The organism is Exiguobacterium sp. s181 (assembly GCF_018617125.1).
In the GTDB taxonomy this organism is placed as follows: Bacteria; Bacillota; Bacilli; order Exiguobacteriales; family Exiguobacteriaceae; genus Exiguobacterium; species Exiguobacterium profundum.
In genome coordinates this window covers 70,746-88,141 of the sequence record NZ_JACSJM010000001.1, presented here as the reverse complement: position 1 = coordinate 88,141, position 17,396 = coordinate 70,746, and the positions used below count along the sequence as shown (strand labels likewise).

At 48.0% G+C, this 17,396-nt stretch carries 21 protein-coding genes; 12 read left to right on the top strand and 9 right to left on the bottom strand.

The genetic code is table 11. From position 1 onward, the window contains the following. The first annotated feature begins 18 nt into the window (after window positions 1-18). Window positions 19-228, top strand: coding sequence for a hypothetical protein (locus KNO70_RS00595; protein WP_078147783.1), 210 nt, complete (start codon window positions 19-21; stop codon window positions 226-228). Between the two features lie 18 nt (window positions 229-246). Here KNO70_RS00595 and KNO70_RS00590 read toward each other — a convergent pair whose 3' ends face one another. Continuing rightward, window positions 247-669 (bottom strand): hypothetical protein, encoded by a 423-nt coding sequence (locus KNO70_RS00590; protein WP_012727530.1) that lies wholly within the window; start codon window positions 667-669, stop codon window positions 247-249. Window positions 670-812: 143 nt separating this feature from the next. On the opposite strand from KNO70_RS00590, the gene KNO70_RS00585 reads away from it, so the two are divergent. Next, complete coding sequence (locus tag KNO70_RS00585) at window positions 813-1,805, top strand: MDR family oxidoreductase (protein WP_214730186.1); 993 nt, start codon at window positions 813-815, stop codon at window positions 1,803-1,805. 67 nt (window positions 1,806-1,872) lie between these two features. Here the strand turns inward: KNO70_RS00585 and KNO70_RS00580 are convergent, their stop codons facing one another. The 4 genes from KNO70_RS00580 to KNO70_RS00565 form a co-directional block, all read right to left on the bottom strand. Next, window positions 1,873-2,217, bottom strand: coding sequence for a YflT domain-containing protein (locus KNO70_RS00580; RefSeq protein WP_078147786.1), 345 nt, complete (start codon window positions 2,215-2,217; stop codon window positions 1,873-1,875). Between the two features lie 96 nt (window positions 2,218-2,313). Continuing rightward, entirely contained in the window at window positions 2,314-3,771 is a 1,458-nt protein-coding gene (locus KNO70_RS00575) for a UDP-N-acetylmuramoyl-L-alanyl-D-glutamate--2,6-diaminopimelate ligase (protein WP_214810749.1), read from the bottom strand. Between the two features lie 151 nt (window positions 3,772-3,922). Further along, window positions 3,923-4,123 carry a helix-hairpin-helix domain-containing protein gene (locus KNO70_RS00570; RefSeq protein WP_159563075.1) on the bottom strand — a complete coding sequence of 67 codons (201 nt, stop codon included), beginning with the start codon at window positions 4,121-4,123 and terminating at the stop codon, window positions 3,923-3,925. Then, window positions 4,120-4,353 carry a WYL domain-containing protein gene (locus KNO70_RS00565; protein ID WP_074035487.1) on the bottom strand — a complete coding sequence of 78 codons (234 nt, stop codon included), beginning with the start codon at window positions 4,351-4,353 and terminating at the stop codon, window positions 4,120-4,122. The genes KNO70_RS00570 and KNO70_RS00565 overlap by 4 nt, the downstream gene beginning before the upstream one ends. 121 nt (window positions 4,354-4,474) lie before the next feature. Here KNO70_RS00565 and KNO70_RS00560 point away from each other — a divergent pair, with 121 nt between their 5' ends. Together KNO70_RS00560 and KNO70_RS00555 are read left to right on the top strand one after the other, a co-directional pair. Further along, complete coding sequence (locus KNO70_RS00560) at window positions 4,475-4,690, top strand: hypothetical protein (protein WP_012727536.1); 216 nt, start codon at window positions 4,475-4,477, stop codon at window positions 4,688-4,690. 155 nt (window positions 4,691-4,845) lie between these two features. Beyond that, window positions 4,846-5,151 carry an RNA polymerase sigma factor gene (locus tag KNO70_RS00555; protein WP_078147789.1) on the top strand — a complete coding sequence of 102 codons (306 nt, stop codon included), beginning with the start codon at window positions 4,846-4,848 and terminating at the stop codon, window positions 5,149-5,151. Here the strand turns inward: KNO70_RS00555 and KNO70_RS00550 are convergent. Further along, on the bottom strand, window positions 5,097-5,897 hold the full coding sequence (locus tag KNO70_RS00550; RefSeq protein WP_214810741.1) for an HAD family hydrolase: 801 nt from the start codon (window positions 5,895-5,897) through the stop codon (window positions 5,097-5,099). The two genes, KNO70_RS00555 and KNO70_RS00550, sit on opposite strands and share 55 nt — an antisense overlap. 398 nt (window positions 5,898-6,295) lie before the next feature. Here KNO70_RS00550 and KNO70_RS00545 point away from each other — a divergent pair, with 398 nt between their 5' ends. The 4 genes from KNO70_RS00545 to KNO70_RS00530 all read left to right on the top strand — a co-directional run bounded on the left by KNO70_RS00545 (window position 6,296) and on the right by KNO70_RS00530 (window position 8,749). Next, window positions 6,296-6,856 (top strand): RNA polymerase sigma factor, encoded by a 561-nt coding sequence (locus tag KNO70_RS00545; RefSeq protein ID WP_214810739.1) that lies wholly within the window; start codon window positions 6,296-6,298, stop codon window positions 6,854-6,856. Continuing rightward, a complete protein-coding gene (locus KNO70_RS00540; RefSeq protein WP_214810737.1) occupies window positions 6,853-7,575 on the top strand; it encodes an anti-sigma factor in 723 nt (240 codons plus the stop codon). The genes KNO70_RS00545 and KNO70_RS00540 overlap by 4 nt, the downstream gene beginning before the upstream one ends. A 63-nt stretch (window positions 7,576-7,638) precedes the next feature. After that, window positions 7,639-8,544, top strand: a complete 906-nt coding sequence (locus tag KNO70_RS00535; RefSeq protein WP_214810735.1) for a Gfo/Idh/MocA family protein — start codon at window positions 7,639-7,641, stop codon at window positions 8,542-8,544. A gap of 13 nt (window positions 8,545-8,557) precedes the next feature. Beyond that, complete coding sequence (locus KNO70_RS00530) at window positions 8,558-8,749, top strand: hypothetical protein (RefSeq protein WP_074035480.1); 192 nt, start codon at window positions 8,558-8,560, stop codon at window positions 8,747-8,749. 43 nt (window positions 8,750-8,792) lie between these two features. Here the strand turns inward: KNO70_RS00530 and KNO70_RS00525 are convergent, their stop codons facing one another. Next, on the bottom strand, window positions 8,793-9,692 hold the full coding sequence (locus KNO70_RS00525) for a DMT family transporter (RefSeq protein WP_214810733.1): 900 nt from the start codon (window positions 9,690-9,692) through the stop codon (window positions 8,793-8,795). A 327-nt stretch (window positions 9,693-10,019) separates the two neighbouring features. Here KNO70_RS00525 and abc-f point away from each other — a divergent pair, with 327 nt between their 5' ends. Beyond that, the gene (gene abc-f / locus KNO70_RS00520; RefSeq protein ID WP_214810730.1) at window positions 10,020-11,864 is read left to right on the top strand and encodes a ribosomal protection-like ABC-F family protein; all 1,845 of its coding nucleotides are present in this window, start codon (window positions 10,020-10,022) and stop codon (window positions 11,862-11,864) included. 24 nt (window positions 11,865-11,888) lie between these two features. Here abc-f and KNO70_RS00515 read toward each other — a convergent pair whose 3' ends face one another. Both KNO70_RS00515 and KNO70_RS00510 read right to left on the bottom strand, forming a co-directional pair. Next, on the bottom strand, window positions 11,889-12,053 hold the full coding sequence (locus KNO70_RS00515; protein ID WP_168169879.1) for a hypothetical protein: 165 nt from the start codon (window positions 12,051-12,053) through the stop codon (window positions 11,889-11,891). 568 nt (window positions 12,054-12,621) lie between these two features. Then, a complete protein-coding gene (locus KNO70_RS00510; RefSeq protein WP_078147795.1) occupies window positions 12,622-13,470 on the bottom strand; it encodes a Cof-type HAD-IIB family hydrolase in 849 nt (282 codons plus the stop codon). Between the two features lie 134 nt (window positions 13,471-13,604). Between KNO70_RS00510 and KNO70_RS00505 the strand changes: the two genes are divergently transcribed. The 3 genes from KNO70_RS00505 (at window position 13,605) to kynA (ending at window position 17,385) form a co-directional block, all read left to right on the top strand. Further along, window positions 13,605-15,119 (top strand): glycine betaine uptake BCCT transporter, encoded by a 1,515-nt coding sequence (locus tag KNO70_RS00505; protein ID WP_214758044.1) that lies wholly within the window; start codon window positions 13,605-13,607, stop codon window positions 15,117-15,119. A gap of 138 nt (window positions 15,120-15,257) precedes the next feature. Continuing rightward, window positions 15,258-16,532 (top strand): kynureninase, encoded by a 1,275-nt coding sequence (kynU, locus tag KNO70_RS00500; protein WP_214810728.1) that lies wholly within the window; start codon window positions 15,258-15,260, stop codon window positions 16,530-16,532. 13 nt (window positions 16,533-16,545) lie between these two features. Beyond that, a complete protein-coding gene (gene kynA, locus KNO70_RS00495) occupies window positions 16,546-17,385 on the top strand; it encodes a tryptophan 2,3-dioxygenase (RefSeq protein ID WP_078147797.1) in 840 nt (279 codons plus the stop codon). Window positions 17,386-17,396: the final 11 nt, after the last annotated feature.

Sequence of the window (17,396 nt, the reverse complement as noted above, 5' to 3'; positions counted from 1 at the left end):
CGTGAAAGGGTGAATTTTATGAAAACCATTGCTGGAGGATTACTGCTATTTGGACTGTTCAGCCTCACCATGTCATTCACAATGATTGGAGATACCGCCGTCGTCGGGGCGATGGTGAGTGGTGTCTCAATTTTATGTAGTGTCGGCTTATTATTTGGAGCGACTGAACTCAGTCGGATTCGTCACGACCTGCTCCACGACAAAAAAACGTCTCTCCCATCTGAATGAGGGAAAGACGTTTTTGATTCAATCTTCTTCGTATTCCTCTAATAGATCATCAACATCGTATTCTTCGAAGTCGTCTTCATCAATAAAGATATCGCGATCGTTCACGACATGAATCGGACCATTGGCCACATCGATTCGAATCGTCCACGCCCAAGGAATGCGTAACCGGTTATAGACACCTGTCCAGAACTCCATTGACTCTTGCTCATACTGTTCAAATTCTGTCAGAAGTTCTTTGAACGACACGCCTGTTAACTGGAAGTTTGAATCTTGGAGCCGTTGAAGCGCATGATGCTTCGCTTCTAATTCGGCCGCTCGAACCATTTCCTCAGCTGTCGCCATCTCCAGGATCGTCCCGTCCGGTGGGAGAATATCGTATACGTTGAACAATTCGCCTTCTTCTACTTCTACATCGTCAAACTCATAGTCATCGTGCCGCATACTACATTCCTCCTTACGCAATTTGAATCCCCTCTATTGTACCACTCTCTACCCGTTTCCCCCTAAAGATTCGTGCATATATTTCATTTTGTGAGGGAAAGACTGTTAGAGTGAAGACATCCATAGGAAAAGAGGTTAAGCAGATGAATGAATCATTCCAAGCACTCGTGCTCGACCAGCACGAGGAACGCCTTCATGCCGAAGTAAAAGAAGTACAAGCCGATGTCCTTCCGAAAGAAGAGGACGGAAATGTGTTAGTGGAAGTTCACTACTCTGCGGTGAACTATAAAGACGCGCTCGGATTAACGACTTCTGGTAAAATCGTCAATCGCTATCCGTTCATTCCGGGATGCGAATTCGTTGGAACTGTCGTCGAATCAGACCACCTCGACATCAAAGTTGGCGACGAGGTAATCGCCACTGGTTTCGGGATTGGGGAACGGCACTTCGGTGGATTTAGCCAGTATGCGCAAGTACCGGGGAAATGGCTCGTGAAGTTACCGAAAGGATTGAGCATGCGAGATGCAATCGCCATCGGAACACCAGGACTTACCGCCATGCTTTCCATTGATGCACTCGAACACGCAGGTGTGCGTCCGGGTGAAGAAGTACTTGTCACAGGCGCGACCGGAGGTGTCGGGAGCTTCGCGATTACCTTGCTTCGTCGTCTTGGCTACCATGTCGTCGCCTCGACCGGTAAAACAGATTCACCATACTTACGCTCACTCGGTGTCGAGACGATCATCGATCGAAGCGAATTAGAAGGCCCTGTTCGTCCCCTCGCCAAGCAACGCTTCGATGCCGCAATTGATTCGGTCGGTGGGAATACACTCGCCAACATTTTGAGTCAGACACGATACGAAGGCGCTGTCGCCGCATGCGGTCTCGTCGGAGGCGCCGAGTTGCCAACGAGCGTCTATCCGTTTATCTTACGCGGCGTGAAGCTCATCGGCATCGACTCGGTCATGCAACCCATGGTTCGTCGTACGAACGCATGGGAACGTCTCGAAGAACTCATCGATCCGAAAGTTCTCAATGAGATGATCCATGAGATTCCGTTACACGACGTCCCTCGCCACGCCGAAGCGATGATGCGTGGTGAATTGAGTGGTCGCACCGTCGTCCGTCTTCGCTAAGTCCATCAAAAGAGGCTGAATCATTCACGATTCAGCCTCTTTCCTCTCTATTCTCCATGGTGTGGAATCAGATAGTGAATCCGGCAGGTGCGTCTTTCACGACGACGAGTACTTTGCCTTGATCTAACTTCTCTTCGAGACGCTCTGCCTCCTCTTTTGTGAAGCCGAGCTCTTGAAAATCGGCTCGCAGTTCGTCTCCTTTTTTGCGGAACACATTTTTGGCGGCTGTCCCCAAACCGACGTCACTTGCTGAAACGGTGTTCGCATCGGCATTATCCGCGACACGTTTGCTCCGGTCATCGTCATGTGTGATGACGTAGATGTTGGACTCATCAATCCCATTTGTTTTCATCGATTGAACGGCGGTGACGACTTCTTCATCATTTGTAAATTCTTTGTACAAAACTGACATGTCTATTCTCCTCCTTCAATTCTACTACATTACTAGGTATTACCTTCCTTCACGTTCTTCACACATTAAAAAACGATGACAAACGTCATCGTTTTGTTAAACGGCGGGCTCTTGGCCTTTTCGTTTTTTCAATTCTTCCAATAAAATGTTCGATTCATTAAATGGAATCGACTGTCGACCGATTCGTTCAATGTGGTCATGTCCTTTTCCGACGACCACGACACGCTTTCCTTCTAACGCTTGCGTGGCCGCATGTCGAAGGGCCTCTTCCCTTGCTTCAAACGTCACATACTTCACATCCGGTTGGATACCTTTTACTAAATCACGAATGATTTGTTTTGGGTCTTCCATGCGGACATCATGTACGGTGACAATCACCTCATTCGAATAGCGACTTGCGATACGTCCCATATCTTGACGTTTCGTAGGATCACGGTCTCCTGCCGCACTTAACACGACGACAAGTGCACGGTTATCTTGTTGCAATGTAGACAAACATTTCTCTAGCCCGTCTGGTGTGTGGGCATAGTCGATATAAATCTCAGCATCCTCTGTAGCCAAACGTTCCAACCGCCCTTTTGGCAAAGTGAGTCCTGGAACATTTGTAACGATGGTTCGTAGCGCCATATCCGAAGTCGACACGAGCCCGATTGCCGCTGCTAAGTTCGCCGCATTGAACGCCCCCATGAATCGAACGGGCACTTCGAGTTTGAACTCCTTCATCCTGACGAGTACCGTCTCGTCACGCCAGATGACTTGTACATCAGCCTCTACATCTACTGTCGTGCTATACATAATCGCTCGACGTGTCGGCGCAAACTCAGCCATGACATGACTAGCCGGATCTTCCGCATTTAACACGATCGCCTCACCGTTCGTCACTTCCACCTGTTCAAACAATCGCGCTTTGGCTCGGGCATACTCATCCATCGAACGATGGTAGTCCAAATGGTCATGCGTCAAATTCGTAAACGCGGCCGCATGAAAGTGGATGCCCGCTACGCGACCTTCCATCAAGGCATGCGATGATACCTCGAGTACGCAATCCGTGACGCCTGCATCGACCATCTCTGCTAAGATGCGATGTAAGACGACGGCTTCTGGTGTCGTATTGGCTGTCTCAATCGTTTGATTATGAAAACGCGCGCCAATCGTACTCACGATTCCTGCACGACGTCCTGAAAGACGCAACAAGTCATAAGTCAATGTCGCTGTCGTAGTTTTTCCATTCGTTCCTGTCACACCGTATATACGCATCCGATGAGAGGGGTGGTCATAAAATACACTCGCAACCGCTCCTGCCGTTTGTTTCGTATCGGCAACAACCACATTTGGTACATCGAGATCGAGTGGATATTCTGAGATGACCGCACTCGCACCGTTGGCGACGGCGTCTTCTGCGAACTTATGACCGTCAACCGTATAGCCGCGAATGCAAATAAAGACATTCCCTGAACTGACCTTCCTAGAGTCCGTTTCGACTCCGGTCACCCATGGATCAAAGATGTCATCCATCTCATTTTGTAAAATGGCGGATAAACGTTTCGTTCTCATGATGTGTACGTCCTTTCTCATGGGTGTCGCTAGGTTCATAAAACCTTATCGTCATGTTACTAGATTTTAACGGCAATTGAGATGACAAATATATTACTTCCCGTTTTCAAAGGAAAGCAATCACTTCACAAAAAAAACCTAGACGTTTCACTCACGTACTAGGTTCCTCCATTTTGAATGCTAAATTGTGTTTTAGTAGCTCCGCCTCAAGGACAAAAAGGGCATTCGGTCCGATTCCATGCCAACTCGCAACCTCACGGCGTGTATAGGGACACAATTCATGCAGAGACTCGATTCCTTTAGCGACTAGTGCCCTTTTAGCTGGAGCTGCTAACGTTGGTAAGGCAATCATCCAATCTCCGCCTTTCGCTTTCTAAATCGTCCGTTGATGGGAAGACAGGCAAGAACTTGCTCGATTCGAAACGTTCGTCTCGCTTGTTTATTCAAATCCCATGCCACCACGTACTCCCCTTGCACTTTAATCAGTTTGACCCGCCGCTCTGAAAATGTCCCATGTCGATCGACATACACCATTTCTGTGACTTGTCCCGAACGCATCCATCGTAACAATTCTTCTCTCATCCTGTTTTCCCTCCTTTGTCTTCATTATACAGAACATTTGTTCTCACTTCTATTGATAAGCTGTTCGCTGATTCAAATTTCGATTATGATAAAGGAAATCAAATGAGAGAGGAAAAAACCGATGACTTATGTATTATTACTGATCTTGGCTGCCTTTTTATTCGGGGCAATGATTTTCGCTGCACTGGCGTTACCAAACCTTCGCAACATTTTATTCAATCGTGGCAGTTTGTTTAATCAACAGAGCGAAACCGTCACTTGTCCGAAGTGTAAAACATCATTCAAACGTGCGCCGGGAGACGCACAGACTTGCCCGAATTGTTATCACACGTTTTGAATCGTTGAGGGGCATGCATATTCGACTGCAATTCTTCATATTCCTTGGTTTAAATGGGAGCAAATGAGTGAATGAACAGAGAGGATGCTTTATCTGAGTAAAGTTCCTGATTCTTTTATCGTTGAAACCTTCATTCCATACGAAAGGAGTTGCATATGCCTCCTACACTCGATGAACACCTGGTCGATCAAGTTCGTCTTAAAAATCGCCAAGCCTTAGAACATTTATACTCACGCTATGAAAAACTACTTTATCGATATGCGCTTCATCTGAATGACCATCCTGCAACTGCAGAGGCGGCCTTGACCGATTTATTTTGTCGGATTTGGCAACAACGTCTTCACTTCAATCCACATTCCGAAACGATTCGTGCGACCCTCATCCGTTCATTAGAGGAAATCATGCACTATATGAAAGAGGACAAATCAGATTCCAATACTTCTAAAATCCCTTCTGCATAAGATTTTGTTGTCATCTCCGGATACATCTGTTTTGCCTGTTCGGTCGCATTACCCACTAAATAGCCTTTCCCTACATGCGCTAACATCCCAAGGTCATTCCCACTGTCGCCGAACGCATATGTTTCTTTGCGTAAGAAGGAAGCAGTGGTGCATACATATCGAACACTCGATTCTTTCCCGGCATGCATTGGATAAAAATCAATATCCCATGCATCCATCGGATCACCCGCTTGCGGATTGCATTGGCTGATGTTGACAGCAATCCCTTCTTGATCAGCTAGCATGCGAAGCGTTTCGCTCCAAGACCCGATTTGGTCACGGATGTAATAGCTACGGATCCAAGGACTCGTCCCAAAACCCGGTTGCGCTTCTAGTTCAATCCGCATCTGTTCAATCTGTGACGCAACACGTTCCACACGAGATATAAAATCACTCGGGAATAACGCTTGATAGGATTCTTCTAAAGAAAACGTTCCGTCTACGTCAATATGATACAATTCCGTACCTAAACTTGAAGCGATACGGTGAGGCCAAAAGCGAAGGTTTGCCTGTTCAACTTTTTCACGTAGCGATTTGGGTGAACTACCTGTCACCCACATCGTTGACAATCGATGGGAATATTGTTCCAAAAAATCTTCGAGCCGTCGAACGGATGCCAATTGATCTGGTGTGCATGCATGAGGAAAGTAGGTTTCATCAAAGTCAAAGCATACGAGGGTGTGTCCTTCATTCGTAAATCGTTTCATGATCTCGTCTCCTTATCGTTTTCTCTTTCTCCTATAGTACAATGAAACAAAGGAGGCATCTTATGATTTCACGACTCGCTCAGACCTATTGCCAATTGAGTAGCTTGTTTACCGGATTCCTTATTGTCTTTTCTTTTCTTTTTGGCATTCGCACATACTTCTTTTGGGCGACGGTGAGCGCTCCCTTAACCGCAATCGGATTGATGCTGATGACGACGATTGGGCTAAGTGTCATCACCTACCTTCTTTCAGAGAAATTAAGATTATTCATTTATTCGAAGCTTCCGGATCAAGCAGTGACATGTTCAATAAATAGTCACACAAAATAGGCATCCATTTTTCGATTTTATACGTTAGATCAATACAAGGGACATCCCTTCTGCGCAAAGGAGTATGTTATGACTGACTTAGAGTTATATGAGCGTGTCAGGCAAAAGGACAAAGAGGCGCTCGAAATATTGTATGATCGGTATGAACGAATTTTGTACGCGTTTGTCTTACAGCTGACAAAGGATCGTGATTTGGCCGAAGAAGCCATGCAAGAAGTATTCATCAAGCTCTGGCGTGGCGGAGGCGTTTATGATGAGTCAAAAGGAAAATTTCGTTCTTGGCTCTTCACGATGAGTCGTCACGTGGCAATCGATTTAATTCGGAAGCGTAAACCGGATTTACAATTAGATGAATCTTACGCTGAGGCCATCCCTTCCGAGTCACCTTCTGTCGAAACAGAAGTAGAATGGCAAGAAGAACGTGCTCAAATCGAAACGGCCATGGCGACATTACCGGCCGAGCAACAACAGGTCGTTCGACTCATGTATTTTCAAGGATTGAGCCAGCAAAAAATTGCTGATGCATGTGGCATCCCGCTCGGAACGGTAAAAGGAAGGATTCGACTGGCGCTGAGGCAACTGAGGAAACAGTTATCCCATGAATTCATCAGAAAGGAGGTAGAACAATGAACGCATGCGACCAATTGATTGACTACTTCAACCAACATTTAACGGAAGAAGAGCGAATGAAATTTGAACAACATCTGGCAACGTGTAAAGACTGTCAAGAAGAGCTCGAACAATTTGAAGCTCTTGTCGGTGGCGTCGCGTTCTTGTCTACTCCGACTGAGCCACCCCGAGGCATGAAAGCGCGTGTCCTCGATCGTGTATTCGAAGAAGAAGACAATGAACCCGTCACAACAACCGACACTTCTGCATCAGTTCCACCGGCGACACCGTTCAAACAGAAGAAGAAACGGAACGTACCGCTCTGGGGAATGGTCGCTTTAGCAGCGGCACTCCTCCTCTCCTTAATCGGGAATGGATATTTGCTTACCAATCAGCCTGATGCCCCTGCCATCGCGTTAACCGAAACGATTCCACTCGACGGCGAATCGGAAGGGACCGCTTACCTTGCAGAGCAGGACGGTGCGACACAACTGATCGTCCAAACGAATGGTCTAGCCTCACTCGATGCCAATGAGGTATATCAAGTATGGCTATTAAAAGATGGTGCCCCGATTCCGACCGGCGCTTTTGTCACCGATGACAAAGGGAACGGGACGGTTATCTACACACTCGACTCAGATGAAGTCGACGTCGACTGGGATACCGTCGCCGTCACAAAAGAACCGAATCGTGGCAATGAAACGCCACAAGGTGAAATCGTCTTAAGTGCTAGTCTTTAATTCTTGAACCGGACACATCCGCTGTCCGGTTTTTTGTTATGATGAACCAAAGGAGTGAATGGGATGCAAAAACCAAAAATCGGTATTGTCGGACTTGGAAATATCGCTCAAAAAGCGTATTTACCCATCCTTTCGATTCATCCCCGAATCGAGGTAGTCGGTGCCTTTTCCCCGAACACATCTAAGCGAGACATGATTTGCCAAACGTATCGAATGACCTCTTTCGACACGTTGAATGAACTCGCCTCATCCATCGATGCAGCGTTCGTACATAGTTCAACGGAAACTCATTATGACATCGTATCGTATTTATTAGAACACGGCGTCGATGTTTATGTTGATAAGCCCCTCGCCGCAACAATCGAGGAAGCGGAGCAGCTCGTCATTCAAGCCGAACGTCTTGGGCGTAAATTGATGGTCGGGTTCAATCGGCGTTTCGCTCCGATGTATATGCGTCTACAAAACGAGTCCTCTGCTCACATGATTGATGTGGTAAAACATCGCGAGAATGACGTCGGCCCTAAGGATGCGACCTTCACCTTACTCGATGATTACTTACATGTCATTGATACGCTACGTTTCCTCGCTGGTAATGAGCTCATACTCGTCTCGGGTCACGTCGAAGTCAATGACAAGCATGAGCTTCGATTCGCCCGCCACGTGTGGCAAGATGAGCACGGAATGCACACGACATCGATGCACCGTTCAGCAGGAGTGAACCATGAGCACGTCTCGATCGTACGGGATGGGGAACGATTGTCCATCGAAGAGATGGTCACGCTACATCGTTTCAAGCAAGGTCGGCATGAAGTCGAAACGTTCAGTTCATGGGACACGACACTCGTGCAACGTGGTTTCCAAGGCGCGATTGACCACTTCATTTCCGCACTCATCGATGATACAGCGATTTCAACAGACGGTCGTGTTGCCCTTGAGACACAACAACTTGTCACAAATCTAATCAAGTGAAGGAGGGCTATATATGGATTTCTTTTTCTACATCATGGTTATGGTGATTGTCGTCTCGTCAGTCGGTGCCAATACGATTATCAAAACGAGAGAAGCACGTGTCGAAGAACGACGATTGAAGATCGAAGAAGAGAAACTCGCGATCCAACGGCTTGAACTCGAGATGAAGCGCGAACAAGACAAACTCGACCATCATGGATTTTAATCAAAAGCGGTCACCCTCCAAAATGAGGGCGACCGCTTTGCCATTACAGATGACGGTTTGAAATTGGCAGTTGTTGCCTTCGTTCCACGAGCGTCGACCACGTCACAGCCGTCATGATACAACCGGCACCGATAAAGAAGTTAATATGGAGCGTTTCGTTCAAAACGAGCCACCCGAGTGTCCCGCCAACCAAGGGTTGAAAGAAGAAAAAGAGTGACCCGACACTCGCATCCATCAACTCGAGTCCTTTGTTCCAGAAGAAAAACGCTCCTGCCGTCGATACGACACCGATATAGAGAACACTAAGCCAAAGGACGCCATTTAACTTTGGCCACCCTGATTGCATGACCTCCACACTCATCAAAGGCGTCATCAATAACCATGCGACTCCGATCGCAAACGTCGTGAGCGTCAAGGTCGACAACGACTGTGTCCCGATTTTCACATAAATCGACATGAGTGCCCACGTCACGGCAGCTAGAACAAGTATGAAACTGCCTACTCGATACGTCCCTTCCCCTTCCCAACCGACGACGATGAGAACACCGACCGTTGCCAGCCCAAGCGCTCCAATCTTGACAGGAGTCAGTCGTTCTTTCAATAAGATTCGGGCAAATAAGACCATGAAAGCTGGTGTCGCTGCGGTCACAAGGGAGCCAGTATGTGCATCCGATAGCTTCGTTCCAATAAATTGAAACGAAATCGAAGCGACGTATCCGATGACACCGACGAGTCCGATCCACTTCCAATCTGCCCTTCGAATCGATTCCCGTCCAAACCGAAACCAAACGACGAATAAGACCATAAATGCAACAGCGTATCGTAACCAGACGAACGTGAACGGTTCAATATATGCGAGCGCATATTTACTGACCACATACATTCCTCCCCATATACTCGCCGCAAGGGTCAAACTGAGTGCTCCTAGCCATTCTTTCCTCATTTTCTCGCCTCCTCAATGGCGACTATATACGACGCCTTCGCTTCGATTTCCTCTATTTTCATTGTCAGGTAGATGAAAAACGCTTACAATCAAGATATAGATGAATGAAAGGAGGGAGAAAGGTGAAATTTGTCGGACGTACGCATTGGACAACTGAACATTTGTACATTTTGCGTGCGATTTTTCACGATGTCGCTTAATCAAGGGACCCGTCTGTCCTTTTTTAGACATTGCTGAATATACGACAAAGCGCCTCTCTCTTTCTAAACCGAGCGCTTCTTTGCGTTCGGTTTTTTTGATAGGCCCTAACCTTAGGAGGAACCTATTATGTTGATCGATCTTCAACACATTCAAAAACAATACGGCGGGCACGCCGTTCTCACAGATGCGAATTTATTCATGAACGAAAACGAACGAGTCGGTCTTGTCGGCCGAAACGGCAGTGGCAAAACGACGCTGTTACGAATCCTTGTCGGCTCTGAAGAGCATGACGCCGGTACGATTTACCGCCGACAACGACTCTCTATCGGCTATTTGGTGCAGCTTCCTGACTACCCTGGACGCAGTGGTCGTGACGTCCTCTATACTGCTTTTGAGGAAGTGACTCGCCTGAGTGAAAAAATGTCTTCCCTCGAGCAAGAAATGGCGACGTCCAAACAACTAGAACGTCTTCTCGAATCATACGGTGCTATCCAAGAACAATTCGAACATGCGGGTGGATATGTCTACGAGTCAAAAATCAGCGCAATGATTGATGGACTCAAATCGACCTCATTCGTGGACCAACCGTTTGATACGCTAAGCGGTGGCGAGCGTACAAAAATCGGTCTAGCCTTGGCGCTTCTTCAGGAACCAGAGCTACTCATTTTGGACGAACCGACGAACCATCTAGATTTAGAAGCGATGACATGGCTCGAATCCTATTTACAGGATTATGCTTCAGCGCTCCTCATCGTCTCCCATGACCGAGTCTTCTTAGATGCGGTCGCCACGCGAATCGTCGAGTGTGAGGATGGAGAATTGACGAGTTATCCTGGGAATTATACGGACTTCGTTGCCCAAAAAGAAAAACAGTTGCTTGACCAGTTTCACGCTTACACGGAGCAACAGAAGAAAATCAAAAAAATGAAAGAAACGATTCGACAGTTGCGGCAATGGGCCAACGAGGGCAATCCGCCGAATGAAAAGTTCTATCGTCGCGCTAAATCGATGGAAAAGGCTCTCGAACGAATTGAACGAATCAAACGACCACAACTCGAAGCCGAGCAACCGAATATCCAGTTCATGACGAAAGGGCGTACCGGGCGTGACGTCTTCGAAGTGAGTGACGTGACACTCACGTATGATCGTCCTCTATTTGAAAACGTGCACTTCTATACAGGTCACGGAGAACGCGTCGCCATCGTCGGACCGAACGGGAGTGGAAAGTCTTCGCTTTTGAAAATATTGCTCGGTGAAGTTATCCCGCAAGCCGGAACCGTAAGGCGAGCCGACCAAGCCAAAATCGGCTATCTATCGCAACACATCACGTTCGATGAGTCACATCGCTTAATCGAGGCGTTTCGGGACCGGATCGCAGTCGATGAAGGCAAAGCGAGGCACCTTCTCGCTCAGTTTCTATTTTACGGCGCGAGTGTGTTTAAGCCTGTCTCAAATTTGAGCGGCGGGGAGAAGATGCGACTCATGCTTGCCATCCTCGTCCATGAAGAAATCAATGTCCTCGTCCTAGACGAGCCGACGAACCATTTGGATATCGAATCGAGAGAGGCACTTGAAGATGCGCTCGAACGTTTCCCTGGAACGGTCGTTACGGTTTCCCATGACCGCTACTTCTTAAATAAGCTGTTCCCCATCACGTATTGGCTCGACGGGACGATGACGCGTTTCGAAGGTAACGTCGCCTATGCTCTCGACAAGCGTGGACAGGCATCGAAAGATGAACCTGTAACGGAGCGCGTCAAACCATCAAAATCGCTGAAGCAGACGAAAGTCGCTCCATCTACGGTTGATGAGGAAGCTCACCTAACCCAATTAGAGACAGAACATCAGGCGCTACTCCAACGGATGAATGAATTGGATGACCTTGATGAATTGATGGTGCTACAACGACAAGTTGATGCGTTGCAGGAAGAAATCGATGATGTGATGACACGTTTGCTCGAAACTTTGTAATCTATAAAGAGAAGCGGCACCCGATCAAGGGCGCCGCTTCTTTTGCTCAAATCGAATCTGTATGAGATAGCCGATGACCGCGATAGCCATCAACCCAATTGGGAGTATGCGGTAAAGACCTTCCATCGTTCCCGTTGTCAAAAGAATCACTCCACTAAGAAACGTTCCGAACCAATATAGCTTTGGCATATGATCCCTCCATCGGTTGCATTCACTCAATAGGATACCACAAGAAAAGCGCCCTCACTCGGCGCTTTTCTTGATTCTCTAGTCCCCGGACTTTCATCCAACCAAGCCCTTGCTCGATTGACCGTCCCATCCATGATTTGGTTCGACTAGAGATGTCCAAGCCAACGTGACGCATCATTCCAATCCGTTCATCGTCCATTGGTTCACCAATTGTTTTTCATTCGAAAACATGAAATCGAATAGGTGACTCATAGACATTTTGATTGAATGGGCACGAGAGGACTTGGCACCTATGATGTCCACTTCTGACGCGGATCATGTGGAATTCCGTATACAAACAGTCTGTCTGGTATGCTTGCTCCGATGGCAAGCAGAGGCCGACGTATCATCGTTTGGAATACACGATTCACGTTCATATGGACGTTGCCCATCCCTTTCATCCATAAGCGACAGGTGACGAAAGTGCCTCCCCGTTCCCCGCTCATTTCAGAAAGTGAATGGTTACATGTATACAATATCCGTTTTAAGTGAGATTCAATCCTCGTTCACGATTTCTCCATAATCCAATTCATACATAATGCGTCAGTGCATAAGCGACCCCGTCCTCTTCTACATCCTTTGTAATATGCGTGCTCAAATCTTTTAACGGATCCACAGCATTCCCCATCGCAATCCTTGTTTCTGCCACTTCGAACATCGACACATCATTCAGATTGTCTCCGATGGCGACGACATCACGCATCGGAATCTGATAATGCTCAGCTAGCTGTTTCAAGGCTGCGCCTTTACTCGCATGAGGATGTCCGATTTCAATTTTCGTCCACCCCGCAGTCGTAATCAAAATATCGTTCCGTGGTTCATAGATTTTACGCAACCGGTGTAGCTTTCGGCGATCGAACGAATAGACAAACACCTTGTACACTTCATCTCGTGCAAAGTCGATGTCTGCCATCGAATCCATATACGTCAGACCGAATTGCTCATTTTGAATTTCAATCTCACGTTCCGCCCACTCGCGAGTGAACGATTGATCGTGTGGCAACACCTCATCGAGTTCCCGCTTCAGTAAATCACTCCCTGAACGGAGTACTTTCACTCCCGCATTCGTATAAAATTCGACGTACGCATCATCTGCGTTCGCGATTTCCCATAGCTCGTCTACAACCGTTTGATCCATCGCATGATAGTAAATTCGCTCGTTCTCATAAAACCCGATTGCTCCGTTACCTGACAAAATCGGACAGACGAGGTCACTTCGCTTCAACAGCTCCTCGATATCATGAATCGAACGTCCTGAACAAATCGTGACGATATCACCCTGTTCTTGCCGATGACGAATCGCCTCCTGGTTTGCCTTTGTAATCACGCCTGTGCGCGATAACAGCGTCCCGTCTAAATCAATCGCAATCAATTTCATATCGTTCCCTCCTCTTTGGTTCTTTTCCCGATTCAACTATACAAAACACGATGAAATGCGTCTCCTGTTTGCAATGTGGAGATTAGGGAACCGTTTATTAATGCTACATAATTTTTTTTTGAAAGGAGACATCTATGAAGGATTCTACACAAAAGCCACGTTTGAATCGCGTCTTTTACATCTCAGCAAGTTTGATCGCCTTACTCGTTCTATTCGGAGCCATTGCCCCAACATCATTCGCTTCAATCGCAGGATCTATTTTTAACTTTACAACTCGCTCGTTCGGTTGGTTCTATTTACTTTCCGTATTCTTGTTTGTGCTCTTTTTAGTCTTTTTAGCGTTCAGTAAATACGGAAAAATCCGTCTCGGGAAGGATGACGATCGCCCTCAATATCCGTTCTTTACTTGGATCGGCATGTTATTCTCCGCAGGATTCGGTGTCGGACTCGTCTTTTGGGGTGTTGCCGAGCCGATGAGCCATTTCTTTACGCCACCTTATACGGATACGGAGGCATTGACGGTCGAAGGGGCACGCCTCGCGATGGCCTATTCGTTCTTCCATTGGGGTGTCAGTCAATGGTCTGTCTTTGCGATTGTCGGACTGATCATCGCCTATTTCCAGTTTCGTCGTAATGCGGACGGGCTCATCTCGACTAGCCTCTCACCACTTATAAAAGAACGACCGTACAAACAACCGTTGAACCAGACGATTGATATTTTAGCGGTCATTGCCACCGTCATGGGTGTCGCGACGTCGCTTGGTTTAGGTGTTCTTCAAATCAATGGCGGACTGAACAGCGTGTTCGGGCTCCCGAACACCGCTTGGATGCAAGTCGCCATCATCGTCGTCTTGACCGCTCTATTTTTAACATCGACGACGACAGGGCTCGATCGTGGCATCAAGTGGTTGAGTAACATCAACTTAGGTACCGCACTCGTGTTGATGGTCTTCGTCTTCTTTGCCGGTCCTACCATTTTCATTTTAGAAACCTTGACGCTCGGTCTAGGTGACTACTTACAAAATTTCATTCGCTATAGTCTTCGTCTACAACCGTATCAACAGGGGACGTGGGTCCGGGATTGGACAATCTTTTATTGGGCATGGGCCATCGCCTGGTCCCCATTTGTCGGAGCGTTCGTCGCACGTGTCTCACGAGGACGTACCATTCGTGAATTCATCGTCGGTGTCCTCATCGTTCCTCCGTTCATTGCGCTCCTTTGGATTGCCGTATTCGGGGGCACTGCCCTACATCTAGATTTATTCGAAGGGACTTCCATCGCTGAAGCCGTCAATGCGGACGTGACGAGCGCATTGTTCGTGACGTTTGCCGAGCTCCCGTTCAGTTTTATCCTCTCCGTCTTGTCGATTCTCTTGATTTTGACGTTCTTGATCACGTCGGCCGATTCTGCCACCTATATCATCAGTAGTATGACGACGAACGGTAGCTTGAATCCGCCCCTCCCCGTTCGAATCGCTTGGGGAGTTCTGTTAGGAGGAATCGCTGCCGTCTTGTTGCTTGCGAGTGGCTTAGAAGGACTTCAAACTGCGTCGTTGATTTCCGCCTTGCCCTTCACCATCATCCTGTTATTGATGGTCTTCACACTATTCAAGCTACTCCGACAAGAGAATGTACGAAAAATAAAATAAACTACACTCCTAAACGCTCAAGATCACGCTTGAGCGTTTTTAGTTTGAATCGCCGACATCTCGTTGTTTGTTGACTTCCTTATGTCCGATTGCTACGATTTTGACAACGTATAAGCTTTAAAGGGGGAATATGGGGAGATGAACGATTTCACACGTGCTTACGCACAACAACTAGACAAACAAGACCCGCTCGCATCGTATCGGGAAGAATTTTACTTACCGGAAGACGGGATTTATATGGATGGGAATTCACTCGGGCTCTTATCGAAACGAGCCGAGCGCACACTCCTTGAATCACTTGCGGACTGGAGAGAGCTCGGGATTGACGGCTGGATGTCCGGTCGTCATCCTTGGTTCAACTTGTCTGAAGAGTTAGCCACTCTGAACGCGCCGCTCATCGGTGGAAAGCCGGAAGAAGTGATGGTCACTGGTTCGACGACCGTGAACTTGCATCAACTCGTCGCATCGTTCTTCAAACCGGATGGCAAACGCACGAAGATTTTGGCAGACGCCCTCACGTTCCCGTCTGACATTTACGCTTTAAAGAGCCAGCTCGAATTGCGTGGACTAGACCCTTCTGATCACCTCGTTCAAGTCGACAGTCCGGATGGGCGCTTCTTAGTAGAAGATGACTTGATTGCCGCGATGACCGACGAGATTGCCCTGATTGTATTGCCGACTGTCCTCTATCGAAGCGGTCAGATTTTAGACATGCCTCGTCTGACGAAGGCGGCGCACGAGCGTGGGATTTTGATTGGCTTCGATGCCTGTCACTCCGTCGGTGCCATCCCTCACGACTTCCACGACTGGGGTGTCGATTTCGCATACTGGTGCAACTATAAACATTTGAACGGGGGTCCCGGAACGGTCGGGGGCTTATTCGTTCATGAACGTCACTTCGGCACGACACCGGGACTCGCCGGTTGGTTCGGTTCGCGCAAAGATAAGCAATTCGATATGGATCATACGATGACACCGGCCGAACATGCCGGTGCGTTCCAAATCGGAACACCACACGTTATGAGCCTCGCTCCTCAACTTGGCGCGCTTGAGATGTTCAACGAGGTCGGGATGGAAGCGATTCGTCAAAAATCACTCGCGCTCACGACGTATATGATGGATTTGATCGAAGAGATGCTCGCACCTCACGGATTCTTCATCGGTAGCCCGACGGACACACGACAGCGCGGCGCTCATTTGAGCCTCGAGCATCCCGAAGCGGCACGCATCTGTAAAGCGTTGAAGAAACATCACATCATCCCTGACTTCCGCGCACCGAATATCATCCGTCTCGCACCGGTCGCACTATATAATACGTTTTCCGACGTATATGACGTGATCGTGACGTTGAAGAAAATCATGGACGACAAAGAGTACGAGGCGTTCGAGAACGTCCGCGAAGTGGTCGCATAAGGGGGGAACTGTCATGAGTGAACGCACGGAACATAAAGTAGAAAAATCGATTCAAACGGATTTCTCAAAAGACATGTCGTACGGGGACTATCTCCAGCTCGACCCGATTTTATCGAGTCAGCATCGCCTTTCCGACCATCACGATGAGATGCTGTTCATCATCATCCACCAGACGAGCGAGTTGTGGATGAAGCTCATCTTGCATGAATTGACAGCAGCCACGACGGCCATCACGAACGGGGAGCTCGAGCGTTCGTTCAAGATGCTCGCCCGCGTCTCGAAGATTCAGCAGCAACTCATCCAGTCATGGGGCGTCCTCGCGACGTTGACGCCGGCCGAGTATTTAGAGTTTCGAGACCAACTTGGCTCTTCATCCGGTTTTCAGTCTTACCAAAACCGACAAATCGAATTCGCACTCGGCTTCAAAAACGCACGGACGCTCAGTGTTTACGCACACGATGAAAAACTGTATCCATTGCTCGAAGGCTCGCTACAAGCTCCTAGCATTTATGATGTGACGGTCCACGAAATGCATCGTCGGGGTCTATCGATTGATGCGAGTGTACTCGAACGTGATGTCACCCAAGATTGGGAATGGAACGAAAGTGTCGAGAAGGCATGGGGCGAGGTCTATCGCGACGTCGATACGTATTGGGACTTATATGAGCTCGGTGAAAAGCTACTCGATATCGGGAGTCAGCAACAGATGTGGCGCTTTAACCATATGAGCACCGTGGAACGCATCATCGGACAGAAGATGGGGACAGGTGGTTCGTCTGGCGTGAACTACTTGCGTCGCGTGCTCGACCATCGCTTCTTCCCAGAGCTTTGGACGGTCCGGACATCACTATAAGAGGAGCTGAA